Source organism: Trichococcus paludicola (assembly GCF_003052295.1).
GTDB lineage: Bacteria > Bacillota > Bacilli > Lactobacillales > Aerococcaceae > Trichococcus > Trichococcus paludicola.
Map to the genome: position 1 here is coordinate 284277 of NZ_QBLC01000002.1, position 21179 is coordinate 305455.

Below are 21179 nucleotides of genomic sequence, written 5' to 3' on the forward strand. Positions count from 1 at the left end.
CTGTTTCATAAAAAAACAGAAACTGTATTATTACACAGTTTCCGTTTTGGCTTTTTGTTTATAACAGTTAATTAGAAAATTCTAATTTGTGAAAAATCAAACTCTTTCTCGATGTCCGATACTTCGCCATCCGTCTTCTCGTTGATAGCGAAACTGCCGTTCGAATACCTAGGACTGAAAGGTGTTTCTTTGCTTTCCACCACAACGCTATTCCCAACTGTGGTGCGGATCGCATATCGGTTAGGCAATGCTAGATTGCAATCCATAAAGATGATGCGGTGCGGCTTGGCCTTCAATTCCTTAAGCAGCATCAATCCCCGTTTCGCGCGGCCCAAAATTGGGACTTCGCCGGATTTGAATTTTTTGATGTTCCCTCTTTGCGTGACCACAAGGATTGGGAAGTCCTCATCACCTTCTTTAAAGGCGGCACCCCCGACCACAATGTCTCCGTCTTTCAGATTGATGGACTTGACCCCGCTGGCGCGCGTACCGATAATGCCTACTTCATTCACAGCGTAACGCAGGCTGAATCCGAAATGGGTCACAAGGAGAACATCGTAATTTTGTTGATCCTCCAAGCGTTGGATGGAGACAATCGCATCCGTTTCGCTCTTCAGCTTCATAGCGACCGCTTTTTTGTTTCTGTAGCCCCGGAAAGTCCGGAAGTCGCTCATCAGTGTCTGTTTAATGTAGCCTTCTTTTGACACGAATAGGATTGTCCCGGTTGGTTCACTGTTGTTCGGGAGAATTTCTACGCTGATGATTTTTTCTTCCGGAGCGAAGGGAATGTTTTGGGATATATGATTACCCGTATCTTTCCATTTCAGTTCCGGCAATTCATGGATCGGAAAATGAAGATAGTCTCCCTTATTAGTGAACATCACGATCGCATCAAGGGTAGATGCTTTCCCGACAAATAGCGGCTTATCTCCTTCGCGCAAGCCGATTTCGGCAATTGTCGAGGCTCCAAATGAGCGCAGGCTGGTGCGCTTGTAGTAGCCCTCTTTCGTGATCACGACAACGACTTCCTCCACAGGCACGAGAACTTCCGTGTCGATTTTGATTTCCTCGATTTCATGCTGGATTGTAGTCCGGCGAGGATTCGCGTATTGTTTTTTGACTGAGGCTAGTTCTGTCTTCATCACAGCGTACAACGTTTTTTCCTGTTTCAGGATTTCGTGGTAAGTCGCAATCTGCTCATTCAGTTCCAGTTTTTCGTTCTGGAGGGCGGTGATGTCCGTATTCGATAACCGGTAAAGCTGCAAGGATACAATCGCTTCCGATTGCGGTTCCGAAAATGCATACTGCTTCATCAGATTCTGTTTGGAGTCCTTTTTGTCTTTACTGTCACGGATCAATTGGATGACTTCATCGAGAATTGAAATGACTCTGATCAATGCATCCACGATATGCAGGCGCGTTTCTGCCTTTTTCAGGCTGTAATTCGTCCTGCGGGTGATGACGATTTTCTGGTGACGAATATAGGCTTTCAGTATTTGGTGCAAGCCTACCTGCTTCGGACGACGCTCGTCGATTGCTACCATATTGAAGTTGTAGTTCACTTGCAGATCCGTATTTTTGAGCAAATAATTGAGGATCCCTTCCGCGTTCGCTTCTTTTTTCAGTTCGATAACGATTTGCAGCCCAGAGCGGTCTGATTCATCCCGCACTTCGGCGATCCCTTCGATCTTGCGGTTGATGCGGATTTCGTCCATTCGCTTGACAAGCGTCGCTTTATTGACGTCATAAGGGATTTCCGAAATGACGATCTGCTGTTTGCCGCCGCGGATACTCTCAATGGAGGTGCGCGAACGAACGACAACTTTCCCTTTGCCAGTGTTATAAGCGTCCTTCAGGCCATCCAAACCCTGTATAATCGCCCCGGTAGGGAAATCGGGTCCTTTTACATATTTCATGAGCGCTTTGAGCTCCGCCTCAGGGTGATCGATCAGATGCAAGGTCGCATCGATGACCTCGCCTAAATTATGCGGTGGAATATCGGTCGCGTAACCGGCGGATATGCCGGTGGCGCCGTTAACCAAAAGATTCGGGTAGCGAGCCGGCAATACGGTCGGCTCCTGATCGGTATCGTCGAAGTTCAGCACAAAGTCTACTGTTTCTTTGTCGATGTCGCGCAACAGTTCCGCAGAGATTTTTGACAACCTGGCCTCGGTATACCGCATCGCAGCGGCTGAGTCCCCATCCATGCTCCCGTTATTGCCGTGCATTTCGACTAATACTTCCCGCATCTTCCAATCTTGGCTCAACCGAACCATCGCTTCATAGACACTGGAATCGCCATGCGGATGGTAATTACCGATGACATTCCCGACTGTTTTAGCCGATTTACGGAAGCCTTTGTCAGAAGTATTCCCGGCAACATCCATCGCATAAAGGATCCGCCTTTGGACAGGCTTCAGTCCGTCGCGGATATCAGGCAAGGCACGATCTTGGATGATGTACTTCGAATATCGTCCGAAGCGATCTCCCATTACGTTTTCAAGCATCAGCTCTTTAATTTCCAGATTATCCACTATTGTTCACCACTTTCAAAATCTAAAGAAATTTGCTCTATATCATGAGCGGCCTGCTGATCTGAAGATTCTTTTTTCACTTGATCCTGCAGATGCGCCTCCCCGCTGTCGGATGCCGGCGCAATATCTTCCTCCAGAATGCTCTTATTGTCGGACATCGAAAATTCTACATGCTTCTCGATCCATTTCCTTCGCGGTTCGACTTTATTCCCCATCAGTGTCGTGACCCGGCGCTCCGCTTGGGCCTTGTCATCGATGAGCACGCGGATCAACGTCCTGGTTTCAGGATCCATTGTTGTATCCCACAGTTGATCTGCGTTCATTTCCCCCAGCCCTTTGTAACGTTGCAGAATATAGCCTTTGCCGATGATGTCGATTTTTTCCTGCAGTTCCTTTTCGGTCCATGCATACTGGATTTTTTCATTCTTGCCGACACCCTTGGATACTTTGTATAAGGGCGGCTGCGCTAAATAAATTTTTCCGGCTTCCAGCAACGGCTTCATGTAACGGTAAAAGAAAGTCAGCAACAAAATCTGAATATGGGCACCGTCCGTGTCCGCATCGGTCATGATGATGATTTTGTCGTAATTGCAATCCTTAATGTCGAAATCTGCACCTACCCCTGCACCGACTGTGTAGATGATCGTGTTGATTTCCTCGTTTTTCAATATATCCTGCATGCTCGCGCGTTCTGTGTTGATGACTTTCCCACGCAACGGAAGTATCGCCTGGAATTTGCGGTCGCGCCCTTGTTTGGCGGATCCGCCGGCGGAATCACCCTCGACGAGGTACAGTTCGTTCTTTTTCGGATTTTTGCTTTGCGCAGGCGTCAGTTTACCGGATAACAGCGATTCGTTTTTTTGGCGTTTTTTGCCGTTCCGCGTCTCTTCACGGGCTTTGCGCGCTGCATTTCTGGCCTCTCTTGCTTTAAGTGATTTCCTGGAAAGCATTTGGGCTGTTTCGCCATTTTCTGTCAAGTAAATGCTCAATTTTTCGCTGATGAGGCTATCGACGGCTGCCCGCGCTTGCGGCGTGCCTAATTTTTCCTTCGTCTGGCCTTCGAACTGGAGCAGATTCTCCGGTACACGCAGGGACAATACTGCCGAAAGTCCTTCGCGGACGTCGCTGCCTTCGAGATTCTTTTCCTTCTCTTTGATCAGGTTCATTTTTCGGGCGTATTCATTGAAGGCTTTTGTGATGGCTGTCTTCGCACCGGTTTCGTGGGTCCCGCCATCCTTTGTGCGGACGTTGTTGACGAATGACAGGATCGTTTCCGAATAGCCGTCGTTGTACTGGAATGAGAACTCAATTTCGATTCCATCGGCTTCCCCGTTGAAATACACGACATCATGCAGTGTATCCTTTTCTTCATTTAAGTAAGTAACGAATTCCTTGATTCCTTCTTCGAAGAAAAAAGTATCGCTTTGTTCGGTTCGTTCATCCTTTAGCGTGATGGTTAAGCCTTTCAGCAGAAAAGCTGATTCCCGGAACCTTTCCGCCAAAACATCGTAGGACAGTTGCGCTGTTCCGAAAACCTCTTTGTCAGGTAAAAAATGAATCAACGAGCCGGATGCTTTTGCAGTGGTTTTTGCTTTGGTCAATTTGCTGGCAGGTTTTCCGCCATCCTTAAATTTCATTGTATAGAGTGTGCTCTCGCGGATGACCGATACTTCCAGCCATTTGGAAAGAGCATTGACGACACTCGCGCCCACTCCGTGAAGACCTCCTGAAGTTTTGTAACCGCCCTGGCCGAATTTCCCTCCAGCATGCAGCACGGTGAAAATGACTTGGATGGTTGGCACCCCTGAAGCGTGCAAACCGGTAGGCATGCCGCGGCCATTATCTTTGACGCTGATGCTTTGGTCTTCATGGATCGTGATGTCGATCTTATCCGCATACCCTGACAAGGCCTCATCTACCGCATTATCGACTATCTCATATACTAAATGATGCAATCCGCGGGCATCAGTCGAGCCGATATACATCCCGGGCCGTTTTCTGACTGCTTCAAGTCCTTCCAACACTTGGATGGAATCATCATTGTATTTATTCTCTTTATTTTGTGCCATAAAAAAACTCCTTCGTATCTGTTCTAACCGAACATCTATTCTATCATACTGTATAACTTTCACTTTGGAAAGTATAAAAAATAAGACGGAATTCTGCCTCCTATAGGAAAAAAGCCGATAAAATGGTAAAATGAACTGCAATTGTATATTAACTGAGCATCAACATAGGAGTGAAGAGAGAATGACAGCAATCGTCATCGTCCTGGCCTATCTTTTGGGTTCCATCCCGTCAGGCATTTGGATCGGAAAATATTTTTATCAAACAGACATCCGCAAATACGGCAGCGGGAACAGCGGAACTACCAATACCTTCCGCGTATTAGGAAAAAAAGCCGGCATCATCGTTTTGGTCATGGACATGCTGAAAGGTTCAGCAGCGACCCTTTTGCCGATTTGGCTGGGAGTCGATATCCATCCTCTATTGGCCGGGGTTGTTGCGGCCCTAGGGCATACGTATCCCCTTTTCGCCGGATTCAAAGGCGGCAAAGCCGTTGCCACCAGCGCGGGTATCCTGTTGGCCTACAATCCGCTTTTCTTTGGGGAAGCCGTCGTCGCTTTCATCATCTACCTGTACTTCTCCAGAATGGTCAGCCTATCCAGCATCCTAGTCTGTTTTACGGCGGTCGCTCTTTCCTTCTTTTTTAAGGATTGGCCATTGACGCTCGTTACGATCCTTTTGACGATCTTCATCATCTATCGCCATCGTTCCAACATTTACCGGATCAGAAATGGAACGGAAAGCAAAGTGCCTTTCGGCTACAAATCGAAGAGCGCTAAAGAAAAATAACAGAATAAGGCGGGGCAGTAAATCATCGTTGATTTACTGCCCCGCCTTTTATCTGGCCCAAAGACAAATGCTGTCTGGACTAGCTGACGAATGAATTAAAAGAAATCGACCCGATGGACATAATAACGTTTATTCCCGGGCTCCAGCGATTGGATGGCTGTTTTCCGTTCCAGCTCCCCGTCCGAATCCGACCGGTCAGCAAGTCCGCACCAAGGTTCCAAACAAACATAAGTGGCGTCTTCCTGAGGCTTCGTCCAGATGCCCAAGTATTCGAAATCCTCAAAGGACATCGTGACCCCATGCTCACCTTTATTGGAAGCCAGCGTCACAGTCGTCGGTTCCGGCGTTTTGAAAATGATGGCATCATTCAGGAAGAGGTCCCTTTGTAATGGGATTGTGTTCTGTTCCACTTCAACCGTTTTGTCTGCTGCAAGATAAGGGCCATCCAGGAACAGGCGCTGGCGGGAAGTTTCCGGAGTCATCTTGATGTAGTAATCCTCGAAAGTTTCCCCTTCCGTCAACGGCACATTGAAGCCTGGGTGTCCTCCAATCGAGAAATACATCTTGTTGGCATCAAGGTTCTTCACTTTGTAGCTGATCGACAATTGACTCTCGAACAATTGATAAGTCAACTGCAGTTCAAATGAAAAAGGATAAACATCTTTGAAATCACCATTCGGCGCAAGGATGAAGGTAATGCTGTCGGTCAAACGCTCATGCACCGAAAATTTTGAATCGCGCGCAAATCCGTGTTGCCCCATTGTATACGTTTTATCGTTGTGTCGGAAAGTATCATCCTTCAGGCGTCCAACAAAAGGGAACAAGATCGGCGCATGTCTGTTCCAAACTTTTTCATCAGCCTGCCAAATATATTCGATGCCGGTTTTCTTTGCGATTACACTGGTGATTTCTGCACCTTTATCCTTTACGGTTACCGTAAGGTGCTTGTTTTCGATTACAAACTCCATGACATTTCCCCCTAGTTTGGCTTTACACCATTTTGCTTACTGATCATTTTTTGGATACAAAGCCCCTTTTAAAGCATCAAGCAATTCTGCAGAACCGACTCTGATGAACGTTCCCTTCATGCCGAGCGATCTCGTCTCGAGAATGCCGGCTGATTCCAGTTTTCTTAAGGCGTTCACAATCACGGAACGCGTTATATTTTTTTCTGCCGCAATTTTTGATGCGGTTATTCGTTCCTCCAAGGATGGAAAAGTCTCAAAGATCGCTTTGACCGCCTCCATTTCACTGAAGGACAGCGATTTTATGGCGATCTGGATCAGTGTGGTCACGCGCGTTGCTTCTTGCATGCGCAAATTGATGGCATGCAGCAATTCGATGCCGATAACGGTGGCACCATGTTCGGCAAGGATCAGATCGCTGCTGTCAAAGACGGGAAACAAACGTGCCAACACCAAGCTCCCTAAGCGCTTGCCGGAAGCGAAAATCGGAACGATCGTTGTGACACCCGTAATGAACAGGTCCCTGCTCTCGATCGGAAAGGCCGTAAAATCGGATTCGATGCCGATGTTAGCGGTCGTCTGAAACAACGCAGACAGATTGTGGGCATACTGCTCCGGAAATTTCTTGTCCTCCAGCATTTGCTTGATGCGGGCATTGTTGATATCGGTCGCCTCGCTGTAGCCCAACAGATTGCCGGACAGATCGATCAGATACGTGTTGGCGCTTAGTATGTCGCCGAGCACGCTCGCCATTTCCGTAAAAGGTAATGCCGTCGCTTCGTCGCTGACAGCAACAAAGCCCCCTTCTTTTTGCAGCATGTAGTTGATCCTTCTCAACTTTTCTAATAATTCGTCCATGTTTCCCCCCTACAATCATCCATCAGAAAATATCCGCAAGGTTCATCCAACCTAAAGGGGATTTTTTTTTGCTTAAAGGATATATCTTCTTAAATCTTTGTTTTCTACAATCTTCTCAAGTTTCTCATCCACATAATGTTCTGTTATCGTGATGTCTGTCCCGGGAATTTCGGAAGCTTCAAACAGCAGATCCTCCAGCAATTTTTCCATAATCGTGTGCAGCCTTCTGGCACCGATATTATCGTTTTCCTGGTTGACTTCTGTCGCGATGACGGCCATTTTCCGGATGGCTTCCTGGGTGAAGGTGATGTTGACGTCCTCCGTTGCCAACAGAGCGATGTATTGCTTCAGCATCGCATTGTTGGGCTCGGTAAGGATCCGGACGAAATCATCTTCCGTGAGGTCGTTCAATTCTACCCGGATCGGGAAACGTCCTTGCAGTTCGGGAATCAGATCGCTTGGCTTGGAGACGTGGAACGCACCTGACGCGATGAAGAGGATGTGGTCCGTTTGGATAGCCCCATACTTGGTGGAAACTTGGCTGCCTTCGACGATCGGAAGGATATCCCGTTGCACACCTTCCCGCGACACTTCGCCGGTGTTTTGTGACTTGGAAGTGATTTTGTCGATTTCATCGATGAAAATGATGCCGTTGGTTTCGGCCAACTTCAAAGCTTCCTGGGAAATATCATCCTTGTTGACCAATTTGTCGGTTTCTTCCTGCACGAGCACCTCGATGGCATCTTCGACTAAAAGCGTCCGCTGGGTCTTCTTTTTCGGCGTCATGGATTCGAATGCCGACTGCAGCATCATCATTTGTTCGTTGTTCCCGCCACCTAGTGGATTGGCTTGTTTTTCCTCCACTTTTATGGAGACTTCACGTTTGTTCAACAAGCCTTTGCGCAATTGTTCGATGATTTCCGCTCTGCTCTGGGCGATTTCCGCAGTTACATCTTCGGTTTCCTCTTCCTGATTTTCCGGCAGAGGCATTCCCAGGTTTTTGAACATATTTTGCCAGTCATTCATGCCTTCCTGTTTGGGCTTGGCTTTTTTGATCCCCGGCTTCATGATTTTGGCCAGGCGTTGCAAAGCCGCTTCATAGGCTTTGGTATACACGTCGCCGCGTTTTTGTTTTTCGACGATCTGGATAGCGTTCTCCACAAGGTCGCGGACCATCGATTCGACGTCACGGCCGACATATCCGACTTCCGTGAATTTGGTTGCCTCGACCTTAACGAAGGGTGCTTCGACCAACAGCGCCAAGCGTCTCGCCAACTCCGTCTTGCCTACTCCAGTCGGGCCAATCATCAGAATATTTTTCGGAGTCACCTCTTTTTGCATATCTGTGTCCAGTTGTTGTCTCCGATAGCGATTCCGCAAAGCGACAGCAATTGCTTTTTTGGCTGCATCTTGGCCAATGATATAGCGGTCGAGCTCCTTGACGATTTCTCTTGGTGTTCTGTTGTGCTGTTCCTTCATTATACTAGCCACCTATCTAAAATTCTTCAACAATAATGTTGTCGTTAGTAAATACGCAGATTTCTGAGGCAATCTTGAGACTTTCATAGGCGATTTCTTTTGCAGAAAGCTCGGAGCCCCTTCGCTTTAAGGCTCTTGCTGCAGCCAAAGCATAATTCCCGCCTGAGCCAATCGTAAGGATCCCATCATCCGGTTCAATGACTTCCCCACTTCCGGAAACGAGCAGCATCTGCTCCTTGTTCATGACGATCAGCAACGCTTCCAGCTTCTGAAGGGCACGATCACCACGCCATTCTTTAGCCACTTCGATGGAGGCACGCAGCAGGTTGCCTTTGTATTGATTGAGTTTCTCCTCAAATTTATCTTCTAGGGTGAAAGCATCGGCTACACCGCCAGCGAAACCGACGATGACTTCATCATGATAGATGCGTCTGATTTTTTTGGCGGTTCCTTTCATGATGACGGATTCGCCCATCGTCACCTGACCGTCTCCCGCCATGGCTGAACGTCCGTTGTGCTGCACTGCACATATTGTTGTCATATGGTATTCCCCCTATTTCTTGCTGTCCCGTTTCGCCCGTGGATGGAATTGGTTGTAATTCCGTTGCAAGGCGTCTTTCGTTACATGTGTATAGATTTGAGTGGATGACAGGCTGGCGTGTCCCAGCAGTTCCTGCACGGTCCGCATATCCGCCCCGTTATTCAGCATATCGGTCGCAAAGGTATGCCGCAGCATATGCGGATGCAACGTCCCGGTCAAACCTGTTTTTTTCATGATCTGTTTCAGTATGTATTCAATGCCGCCTGCTGTAAGCGGATCGCCCAATCGATTCACAAAGAGATAATCATGGCTGCGTTGGTGCTTTGACATCAATTCTGACCGGGTCATTTCCAGGTACTCTTGGATGGCTGCGGCAGCATAATGCCCGAACGGTACATAGCGCTCTTTATTTCCTTTTCCGAAAATCAGAATGACGCCCAAGTCGAAGGAAATATCCTGTAGCTTGATGTTCTTGCATTCGCTGACGCGGATTCCGGTTGCATACAACAACTCCACCAATGCCCGGTTCCGATAATCCAGTACTTCGGTCCCTTCTGCTGCACGCAAGAGTTTTTCCAATTCTTCTTCGTACAGATACTGCGGCAGACGCAACTGCTTTCTCTTGAAAGTGATATAGGATAAAGGGTTTTCATCCAGAAGGTCATTGCGGATCAAGAAGTGATAGAATCCCCTCAAGCTCGACAACGTGCGCGAAATGGTGTTTCGGCTCAGTTTTTGTTCATCCAAAAAACTCAGATACAGACGGACATCATACAATTGTACCGCCATTAAGTCGCTGGTTCCACTTTCTTCGAGAAAGGATTCGAATTTTTTTAGGTCAAACAGATAGGCTTTGACCGTTTCGTCGGAATAGCGCCGTTCAATTGCCAAATAGTTTATGAATCGATCAATTAATTCTTGATTAGACAAAAAAATCCCTCCAACATCTTATGACTAAATTTATCACAATGTTGGAGAGATTTCAATGTAAGCTGACGAACTTAAATCGTTTGCACGAATTCATCAAGGGCAGCCAAAGCTTTATCGGCTATCATTTGGTTTTTGATTTGTTTATCACGGATTTTCTTGCCGCCCAACGGTTCGATGATGCCGAAGTTGGCGTTCATCGGTTGGAAGTGTTTGCTGTCCGTATTCGTTATGTAGTGCGACATGGCACCAATCATCGTTTCTTTCGGGAAGACGACACATTCCTGCCCGTTCGCCATTCGGGCGGCATTAAGGCCCGCCAACAAGCCGCTGGCGGCACTCTCGACATATCCTTCCACGCCGGTCATCTGGCCAGCGAAGAACAGATCGTCGCGTTTTTGGCTCTGATAGGTGGAGCGCAGAATTTTTGGAGAGTTGAGGAACGTATTCCGGTGCATGACACCATAACGCACGATTTCAGCATTCTCCAATCCCGGGATCATCTGCAGGATCCTCTTCTGCTCTCCCCATTTCAGGTGCGTCTGGAAACCAACGATGTTGTACAAGGAGCCCGCAGCATTGTCCTGACGGAGCTGCACAACTGCGTAAGGCATCTTTCCGGTCTTTGGATCCTCAAGACCTACCGGCTTCATCGGACCGAACAGCAGCGTTTTTTCGCCTTTTGAGGCCATCACTTCGAAAGGCATGCAGCCATCGAAGTATTTTTCCTTTTCGAATTCCTCCAGCGGGGCCACTTCAGCAGCGATCAGTTCGCGATAGAACGATTCGAATTCCGCTTTTGTCATCGGACAGTTCAGGTAGGCGGCTTCGCCGTTGTCGTAACGCGACTTCAAGTATACCTTTTCCATATTGATGCTGTCTTTTTCCAACACCGGTGCGGCGGCATCATAGAAGTACAAGCCTTCCATCTCAATAAAGCTTTGGATCGATTGGCTCATTGGTTCAGAAGTCAACGGGCCTGTCGCTACCACTGTGATCCCTTCCGGCAATGCCGTCAGTTCATCCAGGTGGATCGTGATATTGGGATGAGCTTCCAATGTTTGCGTCACGTAGGCCGAAAAATTGTCGCGATCAACGGCCAAAGCTCCGCCTGCCGGCAGAGCTGTCGCATCAGCCGCTTTGATGATCAGGGAATTCAGATGACGCATTTCTTCCTTTATCAATCCCGCGGCGTTCGTGACTTGGTTCCCCCGCAGCGAATTGGTGCAGACCAATTCCGCGAAACCTGAAGTATGGTGGGCAGGCGTCATCTTTTTGGGTCTCATCTCATAGAGATCGACCTGGATGCCCTGCTCCGCTATTTGAAAAGCCGCTTCGCTTCCAGCTAAGCCGGCTCCGATTACGGTAACTGATTTATCTGTCATAGGATGCCTCCATAACGTTATTTCTGTACATCTTCCTCATATTCACAATGACTGCATTTCACTTGGATGCCGCCCTTGACCTTCTTCTCAACCAGATAATGTTGACATTTCGGGCAATCGCGGCCGATCGGTTTGTCCCACGAAATGAATTCGCACTCTGGATACTGATCGCAGCCATAGAATATCCGGTTCTTCTTGGATTTCCGTTCGATGACCTCGCCTTTGTGGCACACAGGGCACGTCACGTTGATTTTCTTCACGATCGGTTTCGTGTTCCGGCATTCCGGGAAATTGCTGCACGCATAGAACTTTCCGAATCTGCCGATTTTGATGACCATCGGATGTCCGCATAATTCGCAATCGAATCCGGCAGGTTCATCTTTGATCTCAATTTTTTCAATCTCGACTTCCGCTTTCGCCAATTCTTCGGCGAAGGGCTTGTAAAAACGATCAACTACTTTGACCCATTCCATATTACCCTCTTCGACACTGTCCAGGTCCTGCTCCATTCCGGCGGTGAAGGAAATGTTCACGATGTCCGGGAAATAGGTGGAGATCAAACCATTGACGATCGTACCCAATTCGGTTGGCTCGAAACGTTTTGCCGTCACTTTTACGTAATAGCGTTTCTGGATCGTTTCGATCGTAGGCGCATAGGTCGAAGGTCTTCCGACTCCATTCTCCTCCAGAGCCTTGATGAGCGTCGCTTCCGAATAACGGGCCGGCGGTTGCGAGAAATGCTGATTCGGTTCGATGTCCTTCGAGAAGACAGTGTCGCCGACAGCCATTTCCGGCAGAAGGTTGTCTTTTTCTTTGGCGGTGCCTTCAACGTAGACTTTGCGGTAACCGGCAAAGTTTTCTTTGGAACCCGTCGCCCGGAACATGACGTCCTCGTGCTTGAGGTCCACCTTCATCGTATCGAAGACCGCTGGCGTCATCTGACTCGCCAAAAAGCGCGCCCAGATCAATTGATACAATTTGAACTGGTCCTTCGTCAAAAAGGCTTCGATTTCGCTCGGCACTCTTAAAACGCTGGAAGGACGGATGGCTTCATGCGCATCCTGGGCCGATGGAGCCTTTTTGTTTTCGCGCTGTTTTTCGATGGCATATTCCGGACCGTATGTGCCCGTGATGTATTCATGCGCTTCCTCTATCGAACCGGCCGACACACGTGTCGAGTCCGTTCGCATGTAGGTGATCAAACCTACGGAGCCTTCTTTGCCGAGTGGAATCCCTTCATAGAGTTCCTGTGCGATCATCATCGTTTTCCGCGTACGGAAATTCAGTTTGTTGGCGGCTTCCTGTTGAAGACTGGAGGTCGTGAACGGCTGAGCCGGGTTGCGTTTTTGCTGTTTCTTCGTTACGTCGGAAATCTCAAAAACATTGGAAGTGATCTTTTCGAAAACCGCATCCGCTTCCTCTTTAGTCTTCAGCTTCAGCTTTTTCCCGCCCAAGCCATAAAAGGCTGCCTGAAAAACATGTTTGTCCTTCAGGAATGTGCCATCGATCGTCCAGGATTCCACAGGTTCGAACCCGGCAATCTCTTCTTCGCGGTTGACGATCAGTTTTAGGGCAACGGATTGGACCCGTCCGGCACTCAAACCCTTTTTGACTTTCTTCCATAGTATGGGTGAAATCGAGTAGCCGACCAGACGATCCAATATCCTTCGGGCTTGCTGGGCTGAGACAAGATCCATATTGATTGGTCTCGGATTTTTTAATGCTTCTTTAACTGCATCTTTGGTTACTTCATTATAAACGACGCGGATATTGTCTGCGGGGTCCAAGCCCAACAAGTGAGCGAGGTGCCACGAGATGGCTTCCCCTTCTCTATCCGGGTCGGAAGCCAGATAAATTTTTTCTGCCTTATGTCCATATTTTTTCAATTCTTTAATCAGGTCGCCTTTACCACGAATGGAAATATAATCCGGCTGATAGTCATTTTCGATATTGATTGCCATGCGACTCTTTGGTAAATCGCGCAAGTGGCCTTTACTTGCTACCACTTTATAGTTTCTGCCAAGGTACTTTTCTATCGTCTTGGCTTTGGTAGGTGATTCCACGATGACTAAATATTTATAAGCCAAAGAAACGACTCCTCTCAACGAAATATTTGTATGTATATTTCTGTCATTTAAATCGTTTCTCATCTTATGCCATAAACTAGGTGTTTGTCAAATGGAAGTTATTTCCTAGGTGCTTCAGTTCCACTGGGTTTTCATTTCTTCGAGCACATCATTCGCGTTCAAAACGCAGGCTGCACCGGCCTTTATCAATTGATTGGTACCGACACTGAGGCGGCTAGTAATATTTCCGGGAACCGCATAAACATCCCTGTTTTCCTGCAACGCCAAATTCGCGGTTATGAGGCTGCCGCTGTTTTCCGTCGCTTCGATGACCAACGTCGCCAACGAAAGGTTGGCGATCAGACGATTGCGCATCGGAAAATGAAAACGTTCCGGTTTCGAGCCTAAAGGATATTCACTGATGACAAGCTGATTTTCCATCATTTGCCGTTGCAGCGCAGCATTTTCCCTTGGGTAAGTGACATCCAGACCTGACCCGATTATGCCGATTGTGGCGCCGCCGTATTCGATGGTACAGGAATGAACCATTTGATCGATTCCTTTGGCGAGCCCACTTACCAGCGTAACGCCTTCCGCAACCAACGGTGGGATCATTTCGTCCATCACTGCTTTTCCGTATGCAGTCGGACTGCGGCTGCCGACGATGCTCAAACAAGGCTGCTCCAATAAACGGATATTTCCAGCATAGAATACAACAATAGGCGGCAGATAGCTGTTCAGCCACCCCTCCGGATAACCATTGTCCAGAATTGTCAAAATCTGGATATTTTTGACCCGATAAAGCTCTTTCAGCTCTTCAAAAGGCCTCTTGAAGTATGCAGTCTCCAATGACAGCTTCAACTTCTGTTGTTTGGTTTCATTGGTTGTCGGCACATAGCTATTCACGATTTCTTCTATTGAATAGAAAGGATCCCTCATCCAAGACAAGTGCAGATGCTTCATAAAATTCGGCGTGCATACGCCCGTCATTGCATGATAAATCAACTTATCCCGGATCGTCAGATCCTCGCGGTTCATTTCCATAAAAAAACTCCTTTGCATACCATCTGTTAAGATAATACGAAAGGAGTTGGATTCTGCTTTTTGAATTGTAAAATTTTGATGAAATAGAGAATGTCATCCGGGGAAGTCACCTTCTAACTAATCTCAAACGGGAATCTTCATTGGTCTCTCAACATGCTTTTGATCGGATCAAACGTCTTCCGGTGGATGGGTGTGATGCCATGAGTATCCAGGCCAGATAAATGCAGCTGGGTGCCATACCCGGCATTCTTCTCAAATCCGTAGTGTGGATATTGCAAAGCATACTCGGACATGAGGCGATCACGGTATACTTTTGCGACAATGCTGGCGGCTGCAATCGAGACTGATTTGGCATCACCTTTGATGATCGATTGCTGTTCGACAGGCAACGGAAGCTTCATGGCGTCGATGAGCAGGCTGTCCGGCTCTTGTTTCAAATTGGCGATTGCCTGCATCATCGCCAGTTTGGTGGCTTGATAAATATTCACGGCATCGATCGTTTCTGGTGAAATCAATCCGATGCCGACGTCGGCAATGGCCATGATCTGTTCGTAAAGTTGCTCCCTTTTTTTGGCTGAGAGTTGTTTCGAATCATTGACCGGAAGGAAAGGGAGATCTGAAGGCAGAATGACTGCTGCAGCGACCACAGGGCCGGCTAATGGACCTCTGCCGACTTCATCGATCCCTGCGATAGCGAGACGGCCTTTTGACTTCAGTTCTTCTTCGAAGGACATCATCTGGACTTGCCGCTCTTTTAGGGCAAGGACGAGTTGATAATTCCGTTCCCATGATTTGACGGCAGCTTGGACGCCTTTGCGGGAGTCGGCTCGGATTGCTTCCCAACGGTGATCATCAAAAGATTCGATCCCCTGCAATTGCTCCTTGATGGCAGCGATGCTCACTGGTTTGTTCATTCCGCTAAGCCCTCTTCAGCCTCCGCGGCCTTTACGGGAACTTGGTCCAACGTATACGGACCAAGTTTGCCGCCGCGAATATCAAAAATGATTTTTTCGCTTGCACGGCTGTAATCCTCTCCAAAACGCAGTTTCGTGGTCAATTCCATCAACAATTCCGGAACCTCTCCTTCGAATTCTTTTTCGTCCACCTTATAGAATGCCTGCAATCTGCCCGGATAATGCTGCATAAAATGACGCAATGCAAATAATGCGACGTCATCCTTATGGAAAACGGTATCCTTGATCGCTCCGGTCAGGGCAAGCTTTTGCCCGATCAGCTGGTCCTCGAACTTAGGCCAAAGTATCCCTGGCGTGTCCAGCAACTCGAAATCGCCGCCGATTTTCAACCATTGTTGGCCTTTGGTTACGCCGGGGCGATTGCCGGTCTGCGCGCGGTTCTTCTGCATCAGTTTGTTGATCAAGGTTGATTTCCCGACGTTCGGGATACCAAGGATCATCAAACGGATAGCACGGGGTTTGACGCCCTTATTGATCATCGCTTGCGTTTTGTGGGCCATCATCTCTTTCAGTTCTCTTTTGATATTCTCTACATCTTTATTGTTCAGCGTCGACATCGAAACGGCCCGTTGCGCTTTCTTATCCTGCTTGAAGTATTCAACCCAGTCTTTGGTGGCTGTCTTATCCGCAAGATCGGCTTTGTTAAGGACGATCAATCTTGGTTTGTTTCCGATGATGTCATCTATCAAAGGGTTACGGCTTGATACCGGCAGGCGCGCGTCCAGCAACTCAATCACCAAATCGACCATTTTTAATTTTTCCAACGCTTCACGTTTCGCTTTTGCCATGTGGCCTGGGAACCATTGTATTAACATATTGACACTTCCTTTTCTGAGTAAATCCTTTTGCTTCCATTCAAGACAAAACACAAGTGCAAATACACTTGTGTGCGGTTGTCCCTTTATTCTTCTGCACCATTGTCATCAATGATGCCTATTTTATTCAGCGGCCATAATCTTAAATCTGCCGTTCCTTCGATCTGTGCTGCCGGGATGAACCCGAAAACACGACTGTCTTTGGAAACGTTGCGGTTATCTCCCAGAACGAAATACATATCTTCCGGGACGGTTGCTTCCCCAGTCAGGCTGAAGAGCGTGAAATCCCCGGTCAAAGCCTGATCTGAATCTTCTCTCAGCGCCTCAAGGTAGTGCTCCTCGATTTTTTTGCCGTTGATGTAAAGCTCATCCTGGAAATAAGTGATTTCGTCACCGGGTAGCCCGATGATGCGCTTCACATATTCTTCATCGGTCCCGTCAGGAGCAGGGAAAACCACGATATCAAAACGATTGATTTCCGCCAATTTGTTCAGGATCAGCCGGTCTCCGGTTTCTAAAGTCGGCACCATCGAATCGCCGACAACTTGGAACGGATAAAACAAATAAGTCCGGATGACAAGGAACAGCACAAAGGCGATTACCACCGAAAGGATAAGATTCAGCGCTTCCCGCAAGAAACTGCCTCGGTTTTCTGGTTGGATTTCTTTCTTTTGATCGACCCCGAATCTTTCATTCCTTGAAACAAAACCAGAGTCTTGGTCGTCATGATTTTTATTGCCAAATGACATCGAATCACCCTTTCTTATAAATCCAGCTGGTACTTAGTTTTCAATAAATCCAAAATCTTCAAGTGGATAGTACACCATCGCCGCTTTTCCGGCTATATCAGCCTGCGCTACAAAACCGAATATCCGGCTGTCCCTGCTGCGCACACGGTTATCACCCAACACAAAATAACTGCCTTCCGGGACCGTCTCCATTCCTGTCAAGGACAGCAAATCAAAATCCGAAGTGAAAACATCCATCCCCTGCTGCTTCTCTGTCCCCAGAAAAGACTCTTCAACAGGCTCGCCATTCAGGTACAGTTGATCCTCGCTGTAAGCTAAAGAATCGCCCGGCAATCCGATGACCCGCTTAATGAGCGTTTGCCCTTCTTCATTGCTGAAGATGATGATATCAAAGCGATCAATGTGCGAAAACGTCTCATATAGGAGATAGTTTCCCTGGGCCAGCGTAGGACTCATGGAATCGCCTTCCACTTTCAGTGGAATGAATACAAAAAAACGGATGATGATCACCAATAGCATGGCAAAAATGATCGCCTTCATCCAATCCCAGATGCCATCCTGCATCTTTTTATCAACTTTCATCGGTATCAACCTTTTTGGTTATAGAATGTGCTAAAACAACACTCATAGTTTAGCACATTTTGCGCATAAAAAGAATCGCAACCGGTCCAAAGACGAATATTACAAGCAACACCAAAAAGGTTTGGCACTTCGTAAGAGCTGCCAAACCTTTCGGATTATTCGTTCCCAATCAATATTTCTACAGCCTTATCGTACTGTGTATCGTTCTCCGTAAGAACTTCCCGCAATTGTTCGACTATCGCTAATGCAGTGTCACCCGTCACGATACCGGTTGTTTCCAGCTCATTCGCAGCTTGGAATGACGCTACTTGCTCGACAGTATCTTCATCGTAATAACCGTCCGCTTCGACAGCGTAGCCGATAGCATTCAGCATCGCTTCGACATTCTTGACCTCTTCCGAAACTGTTCCTTCTTCATAGGTCGCAGTGGAATCGATGATTGTCAATGTAGCGTACTCCGGAAGCGCGACTTCGTAGTCGACTGCAATCCCTTTTTCGTGTATCCAGTTGCCGTTCGGTGTCAACCACTTCGCGACCGTCAATTTCAATTCGCTGCTTTCGGTCAAAGGATACACTGTCTGCACAGTCCCTTTACCGAAGGTCGTTGTCCCGATCAATGGGATTTCCGATGATTCCTGCAGTGCCCCCGCGACGATTTCCGAAGCGCTGGCGCTTCCTTCATCGACAAGCAGGACGGTTGGTTCGGTTATCTTGAAATCTCCGAATTCGCTTGCGCTTGCCACTATTTTATTTGGATCGGCATCTTTCTCTTGCGTCTGCATGATGACGTCTCCGTCGCTAAGGAACATATTGCTGATTTTCAGAGCTTGATCCAACAAGCCACCCGGATTTTGTCTGAAATCGAACACAAAGGATGTGGCTCCCTGGGTGCGCAAATCCGTTACAGCACTGACGATGTCGTCATAGGTCGGTGTGGAGAAACTGGAGACATGGACAATGCCGATTTCCGGATGTTCTTCATCGATTTCAAATGTCACCGTTTCGATCGGAATCGTGTCCCTGACGATGTTCACCTTAAAGGTCTGATCACCTCGGACTATTTCCAGAACCACTTCACTGCCCTTTTCGCCCCGGATCAGAGCGACTGCTTCACTAGCTGTCAGGCCTTGCAATGCCTGACCATCCGCACTAAGGATGATGTCATTCGGCAATAGTCCAGCTTTTTCGGCTGGAGAGCCTTTGATCGGAGAAACAATGACGATTTGCTGATTCAAGGACATTATTTCAGCTCCGATACCTTCAAATGAGGCGGAAATCGTCTCATCCAAGTTATCGCTCGCTTCTGTATTCAAGTATTGACTGTAAGGATCGCCGACTGCTTCCACCATGCCGCTCAAGGCGCCTTCAATCAGGTCTTCTCCATCGACACCTTCGACATAATTGTTGAGCAGCGTCTGATAGACGGCTCCGATCCGGTCCGCTGCAGCTGCATCCAATGTCGAACTGTTTGTCCCTTGAATGATCTCCTCAGTGGATGGAAGCGTGACGCTTCTCCCGATCCACGCATACGTCCCGCCTATTGCCGCAGCAGCGACGATAAGCAAGGAAAGGAAATAGAAGGAGAGTTTGATTCCGCGTTTTTTGCCGTTTTTTAGTTTATGCCCGTTGTTGCCCATTCACACTACTCCTCTTTACGATTATAAGATAGATTCTAAAGCAACGAGCATCATGTCGTCGAACGTTGTCTCACGCTCTTCGGCAGTTGTTTCTTCCCCGGTCAGGATATGATCGCTGATCGTCAATAAAGCCAACGCTTTCCGGTTGTATTTGGCGGCCAGCAGGTACAGACCCGCAGCTTCCATTTCTACCGCCAGAACACCATAGTCAGCCAATTTCTGTTTATCCAACTCTTCATTGTAGAAGCGGTCCGAGGACAGGACATTGCCGACATGGACGGATAATTTCCGTTCCTTCGCGACCATATAGGCATTGTGCATCAGTTCAAAGTTGCAGATCGGCGCAAAGTTGACTTGGCCATTGAATGTATTGCTTACGACGCTGGAATCTGTTGTCGCTCCTTGAGCAATGACGATGTCGCGCACATGGATATCTTTTTGGATTGCCCCTGCCGAACCGACCCGGATCAGATTCTGCACATTGTACTCAGTGATTAGTTCGTTGGCGTAGATCATGATGGAAGGCAAGCCCATGCCTGTGCCTTGGACAGAGACGCGTTTCCCTTTGTATGTCCCGGTGTAACCAAACATGTTCCGGACCGAATTGTACTGCTCGACATCCTCCAGGTAAGTCTCCGCAATGTACTTCGCTCTTAATGGGTCGCCCGGCAACAAGACTGTATCCGCGATTTGCCCAGGTTTTGCTGCGATGTGTGTACTCATTTCATTTCCTTCTTTCTTTATCTAATTTCTGTTCCTCTCGACGTATACGTCAAACAACTCATCAAAGACGGACATGAACTCCGTGTACTCTCCGCTCAACTCCAGGTAATCGGCAAGTTCGTGGTAATCGGTCATTTGCTTCGGAAAACCGATATCTTCGGAAACCCGATTCGCGAATGCTGTTTTGTCGTCTTTTTTATATGGGTCTCTATACGTGAGAATGAAAAGGTAAAAAGATTGTCTCATAAATTAGGCCTCTTTCTATTCTATCAAATTTTCTGTTGGTATGGTTACTTCAAATGAATATTCTTTCGTCTCTTTATCGATGGAAAGCAAACGGATGGTACTTTCTTTCGGAAGGTCCATGCTGGCCAAATTCATCAGCACCGTTTCCGAGTCTGCATCCAAGTTGACGAATGCAGGCAGCGTCAAAAATTGAGCCAAAAGACTCAAGGCTTCTTTTTCAGGCAAAGACAACCCGCCCAGGGAAATATCCGTCACCTTCATTTGCAGATTGCCGTCCGTTGTCGCATGCGGCTCCCCTGACAAAGCAAAAGGGATTGAAAGACCCAACAGCACCGTTTCGCCTTTTAAAGTCACCACATCTGTCATTGTCACTGAATAGCCAGCCAGGCTCTCTTCGGATTTCATATATTCGTTGGCGATGACCGCCAATTCGGTATTGCTCAGGGAAACTCCGATCGAAAGCTGATCCTCCGATTGCGCCGTGACTTGTGCGTCAGTTTCAGATTGAGCGGGTTGATCCATCGTGATTTTCGAGAATAGCCAAACCACCGCGATGACTAGCACGAGCGACAATGTGACGAAAGCAATTTCCCATGGATTCGGGCTTTTTTTCGCACTTCTTTGTTGATTGGTTCCCATTCTGTTCGCCCCTTTCAAAATATTCCCGTGAAACCTTCTGTCGTTTTCAGGTGGGAGAGATACTGCTATTTTCTTAAATCTTACCATTTAATGTGCTATAATGCATTCAGAAGGACGTTGTTGGAGACTGTTTTTTTAATTGGCCAAAAAACAATTGCT

Annotated in this window: 19 protein-coding genes; 1 reads left to right on the forward strand and 18 read right to left on the reverse strand. The window is 47.7% G+C overall.

All coding sequences use genetic code 11. The annotated features are described in order from the left end of the window. Positions 1–71: 71 nt before the first annotated feature. Complete coding sequence (gene parC, locus C7R56_RS04130; RefSeq protein WP_107995457.1) at positions 72–2507, reverse strand: DNA topoisomerase IV subunit A; 2436 nt, start codon at positions 2505–2507, stop codon at positions 72–74. Positions 2508–2533: 26 nt separating this feature from the next. Continuing rightward, complete coding sequence (parE, locus tag C7R56_RS04135; protein WP_107995316.1) at positions 2534–4603, reverse strand: DNA topoisomerase IV subunit B; 2070 nt, start codon at positions 4601–4603, stop codon at positions 2534–2536. A 181-nt stretch (positions 4604–4784) separates the two neighbouring features. Here parE and plsY point away from each other — a divergent pair, with 181 nt between their 5' ends. Next, positions 4785–5390 carry a glycerol-3-phosphate 1-O-acyltransferase PlsY gene (gene plsY / locus C7R56_RS04140; RefSeq protein ID WP_107995317.1) on the forward strand — a complete coding sequence of 202 codons (606 nt, stop codon included), beginning with the start codon at positions 4785–4787 and terminating at the stop codon, positions 5388–5390. A 95-nt stretch (positions 5391–5485) separates the two neighbouring features. Here the strand turns inward: plsY and C7R56_RS04145 are convergent, their stop codons facing one another. The 16 genes from C7R56_RS04145 to C7R56_RS04220 all read right to left on the reverse strand — a co-directional run bounded on the left by C7R56_RS04145 (position 5486) and on the right by C7R56_RS04220 (position 21020). After that, positions 5486–6358 carry an aldose 1-epimerase family protein gene (locus C7R56_RS04145; RefSeq protein ID WP_107995318.1) on the reverse strand — a complete coding sequence of 291 codons (873 nt, stop codon included), beginning with the start codon at positions 6356–6358 and terminating at the stop codon, positions 5486–5488. A gap of 36 nt (positions 6359–6394) precedes the next feature. Beyond that, positions 6395–7213: a GTP-sensing pleiotropic transcriptional regulator CodY gene (codY, locus tag C7R56_RS04150; protein WP_107995319.1), complete on the reverse strand. Its 819-nt coding sequence runs from the start codon at positions 7211–7213 to the stop codon at positions 6395–6397. 72 nt (positions 7214–7285) lie between these two features. Next, complete coding sequence (gene hslU / locus C7R56_RS04155) at positions 7286–8692, reverse strand: ATP-dependent protease ATPase subunit HslU (RefSeq protein ID WP_107995320.1); 1407 nt, start codon at positions 8690–8692, stop codon at positions 7286–7288. 16 nt (positions 8693–8708) lie between these two features. Next, the gene (gene hslV, locus C7R56_RS04160; protein WP_107995321.1) at positions 8709–9233 is read right to left on the reverse strand and encodes an HslVU peptidase proteolytic subunit; all 525 of its coding nucleotides are present in this window, start codon (positions 9231–9233) and stop codon (positions 8709–8711) included. 12 nt (positions 9234–9245) lie between these two features. After that, entirely contained in the window at positions 9246–10163 is a 918-nt protein-coding gene (gene xerC, locus C7R56_RS04165; RefSeq protein ID WP_107995322.1) for a tyrosine recombinase XerC, read from the reverse strand. Between the two features lie 71 nt (positions 10164–10234). Next, positions 10235–11545 (reverse strand): methylenetetrahydrofolate--tRNA-(uracil(54)-C(5))-methyltransferase (FADH(2)-oxidizing) TrmFO, encoded by a 1311-nt coding sequence (trmFO, locus tag C7R56_RS04170; protein ID WP_107995323.1) that lies wholly within the window; start codon positions 11543–11545, stop codon positions 10235–10237. A 17-nt stretch (positions 11546–11562) separates the two neighbouring features. After that, positions 11563–13632: a type I DNA topoisomerase gene (gene topA / locus C7R56_RS04175; RefSeq protein WP_107995324.1), complete on the reverse strand. Its 2070-nt coding sequence runs from the start codon at positions 13630–13632 to the stop codon at positions 11563–11565. Positions 13633–13746: 114 nt separating this feature from the next. Next, entirely contained in the window at positions 13747–14655 is a 909-nt protein-coding gene (gene dprA, locus C7R56_RS04180; RefSeq protein WP_159072154.1) for a DNA-processing protein DprA, read from the reverse strand. A 137-nt stretch (positions 14656–14792) separates the two neighbouring features. After that, positions 14793–15569, reverse strand: coding sequence for a ribonuclease HII (locus C7R56_RS04185; RefSeq protein ID WP_107995326.1), 777 nt, complete (start codon positions 15567–15569; stop codon positions 14793–14795). Beyond that, positions 15566–16444 (reverse strand): ribosome biogenesis GTPase YlqF, encoded by an 879-nt coding sequence (ylqF, locus tag C7R56_RS04190; RefSeq protein ID WP_107995327.1) that lies wholly within the window; start codon positions 16442–16444, stop codon positions 15566–15568. The genes C7R56_RS04185 and ylqF overlap by 4 nt, the downstream gene beginning before the upstream one ends. 86 nt (positions 16445–16530) lie before the next feature. After that, positions 16531–17193 carry a signal peptidase I gene (gene lepB / locus C7R56_RS04195; protein ID WP_107995328.1) on the reverse strand — a complete coding sequence of 221 codons (663 nt, stop codon included), beginning with the start codon at positions 17191–17193 and terminating at the stop codon, positions 16531–16533. Positions 17194–17226: 33 nt separating this feature from the next. Beyond that, the gene (lepB, locus tag C7R56_RS04200) at positions 17227–17775 is read right to left on the reverse strand and encodes a signal peptidase I (protein ID WP_107995329.1); all 549 of its coding nucleotides are present in this window, start codon (positions 17773–17775) and stop codon (positions 17227–17229) included. A 155-nt stretch (positions 17776–17930) separates the two neighbouring features. Next, positions 17931–19412: a S41 family peptidase gene (locus C7R56_RS04205; RefSeq protein ID WP_107995330.1), complete on the reverse strand. Its 1482-nt coding sequence runs from the start codon at positions 19410–19412 to the stop codon at positions 17931–17933. A gap of 21 nt (positions 19413–19433) precedes the next feature. Then, positions 19434–20135, reverse strand: coding sequence for a purine-nucleoside phosphorylase (gene deoD, locus C7R56_RS04210; RefSeq protein ID WP_107995331.1), 702 nt, complete (start codon positions 20133–20135; stop codon positions 19434–19436). Between the two features lie 21 nt (positions 20136–20156). Continuing rightward, positions 20157–20381 (reverse strand): YozE family protein, encoded by a 225-nt coding sequence (locus C7R56_RS04215; RefSeq protein ID WP_086985045.1) that lies wholly within the window; start codon positions 20379–20381, stop codon positions 20157–20159. Positions 20382–20396: 15 nt separating this feature from the next. Continuing rightward, positions 20397–21020 carry a YpmS family protein gene (locus C7R56_RS04220; protein ID WP_159072155.1) on the reverse strand — a complete coding sequence of 208 codons (624 nt, stop codon included), beginning with the start codon at positions 21018–21020 and terminating at the stop codon, positions 20397–20399. Positions 21021–21179 lie beyond the last annotated feature (159 nt).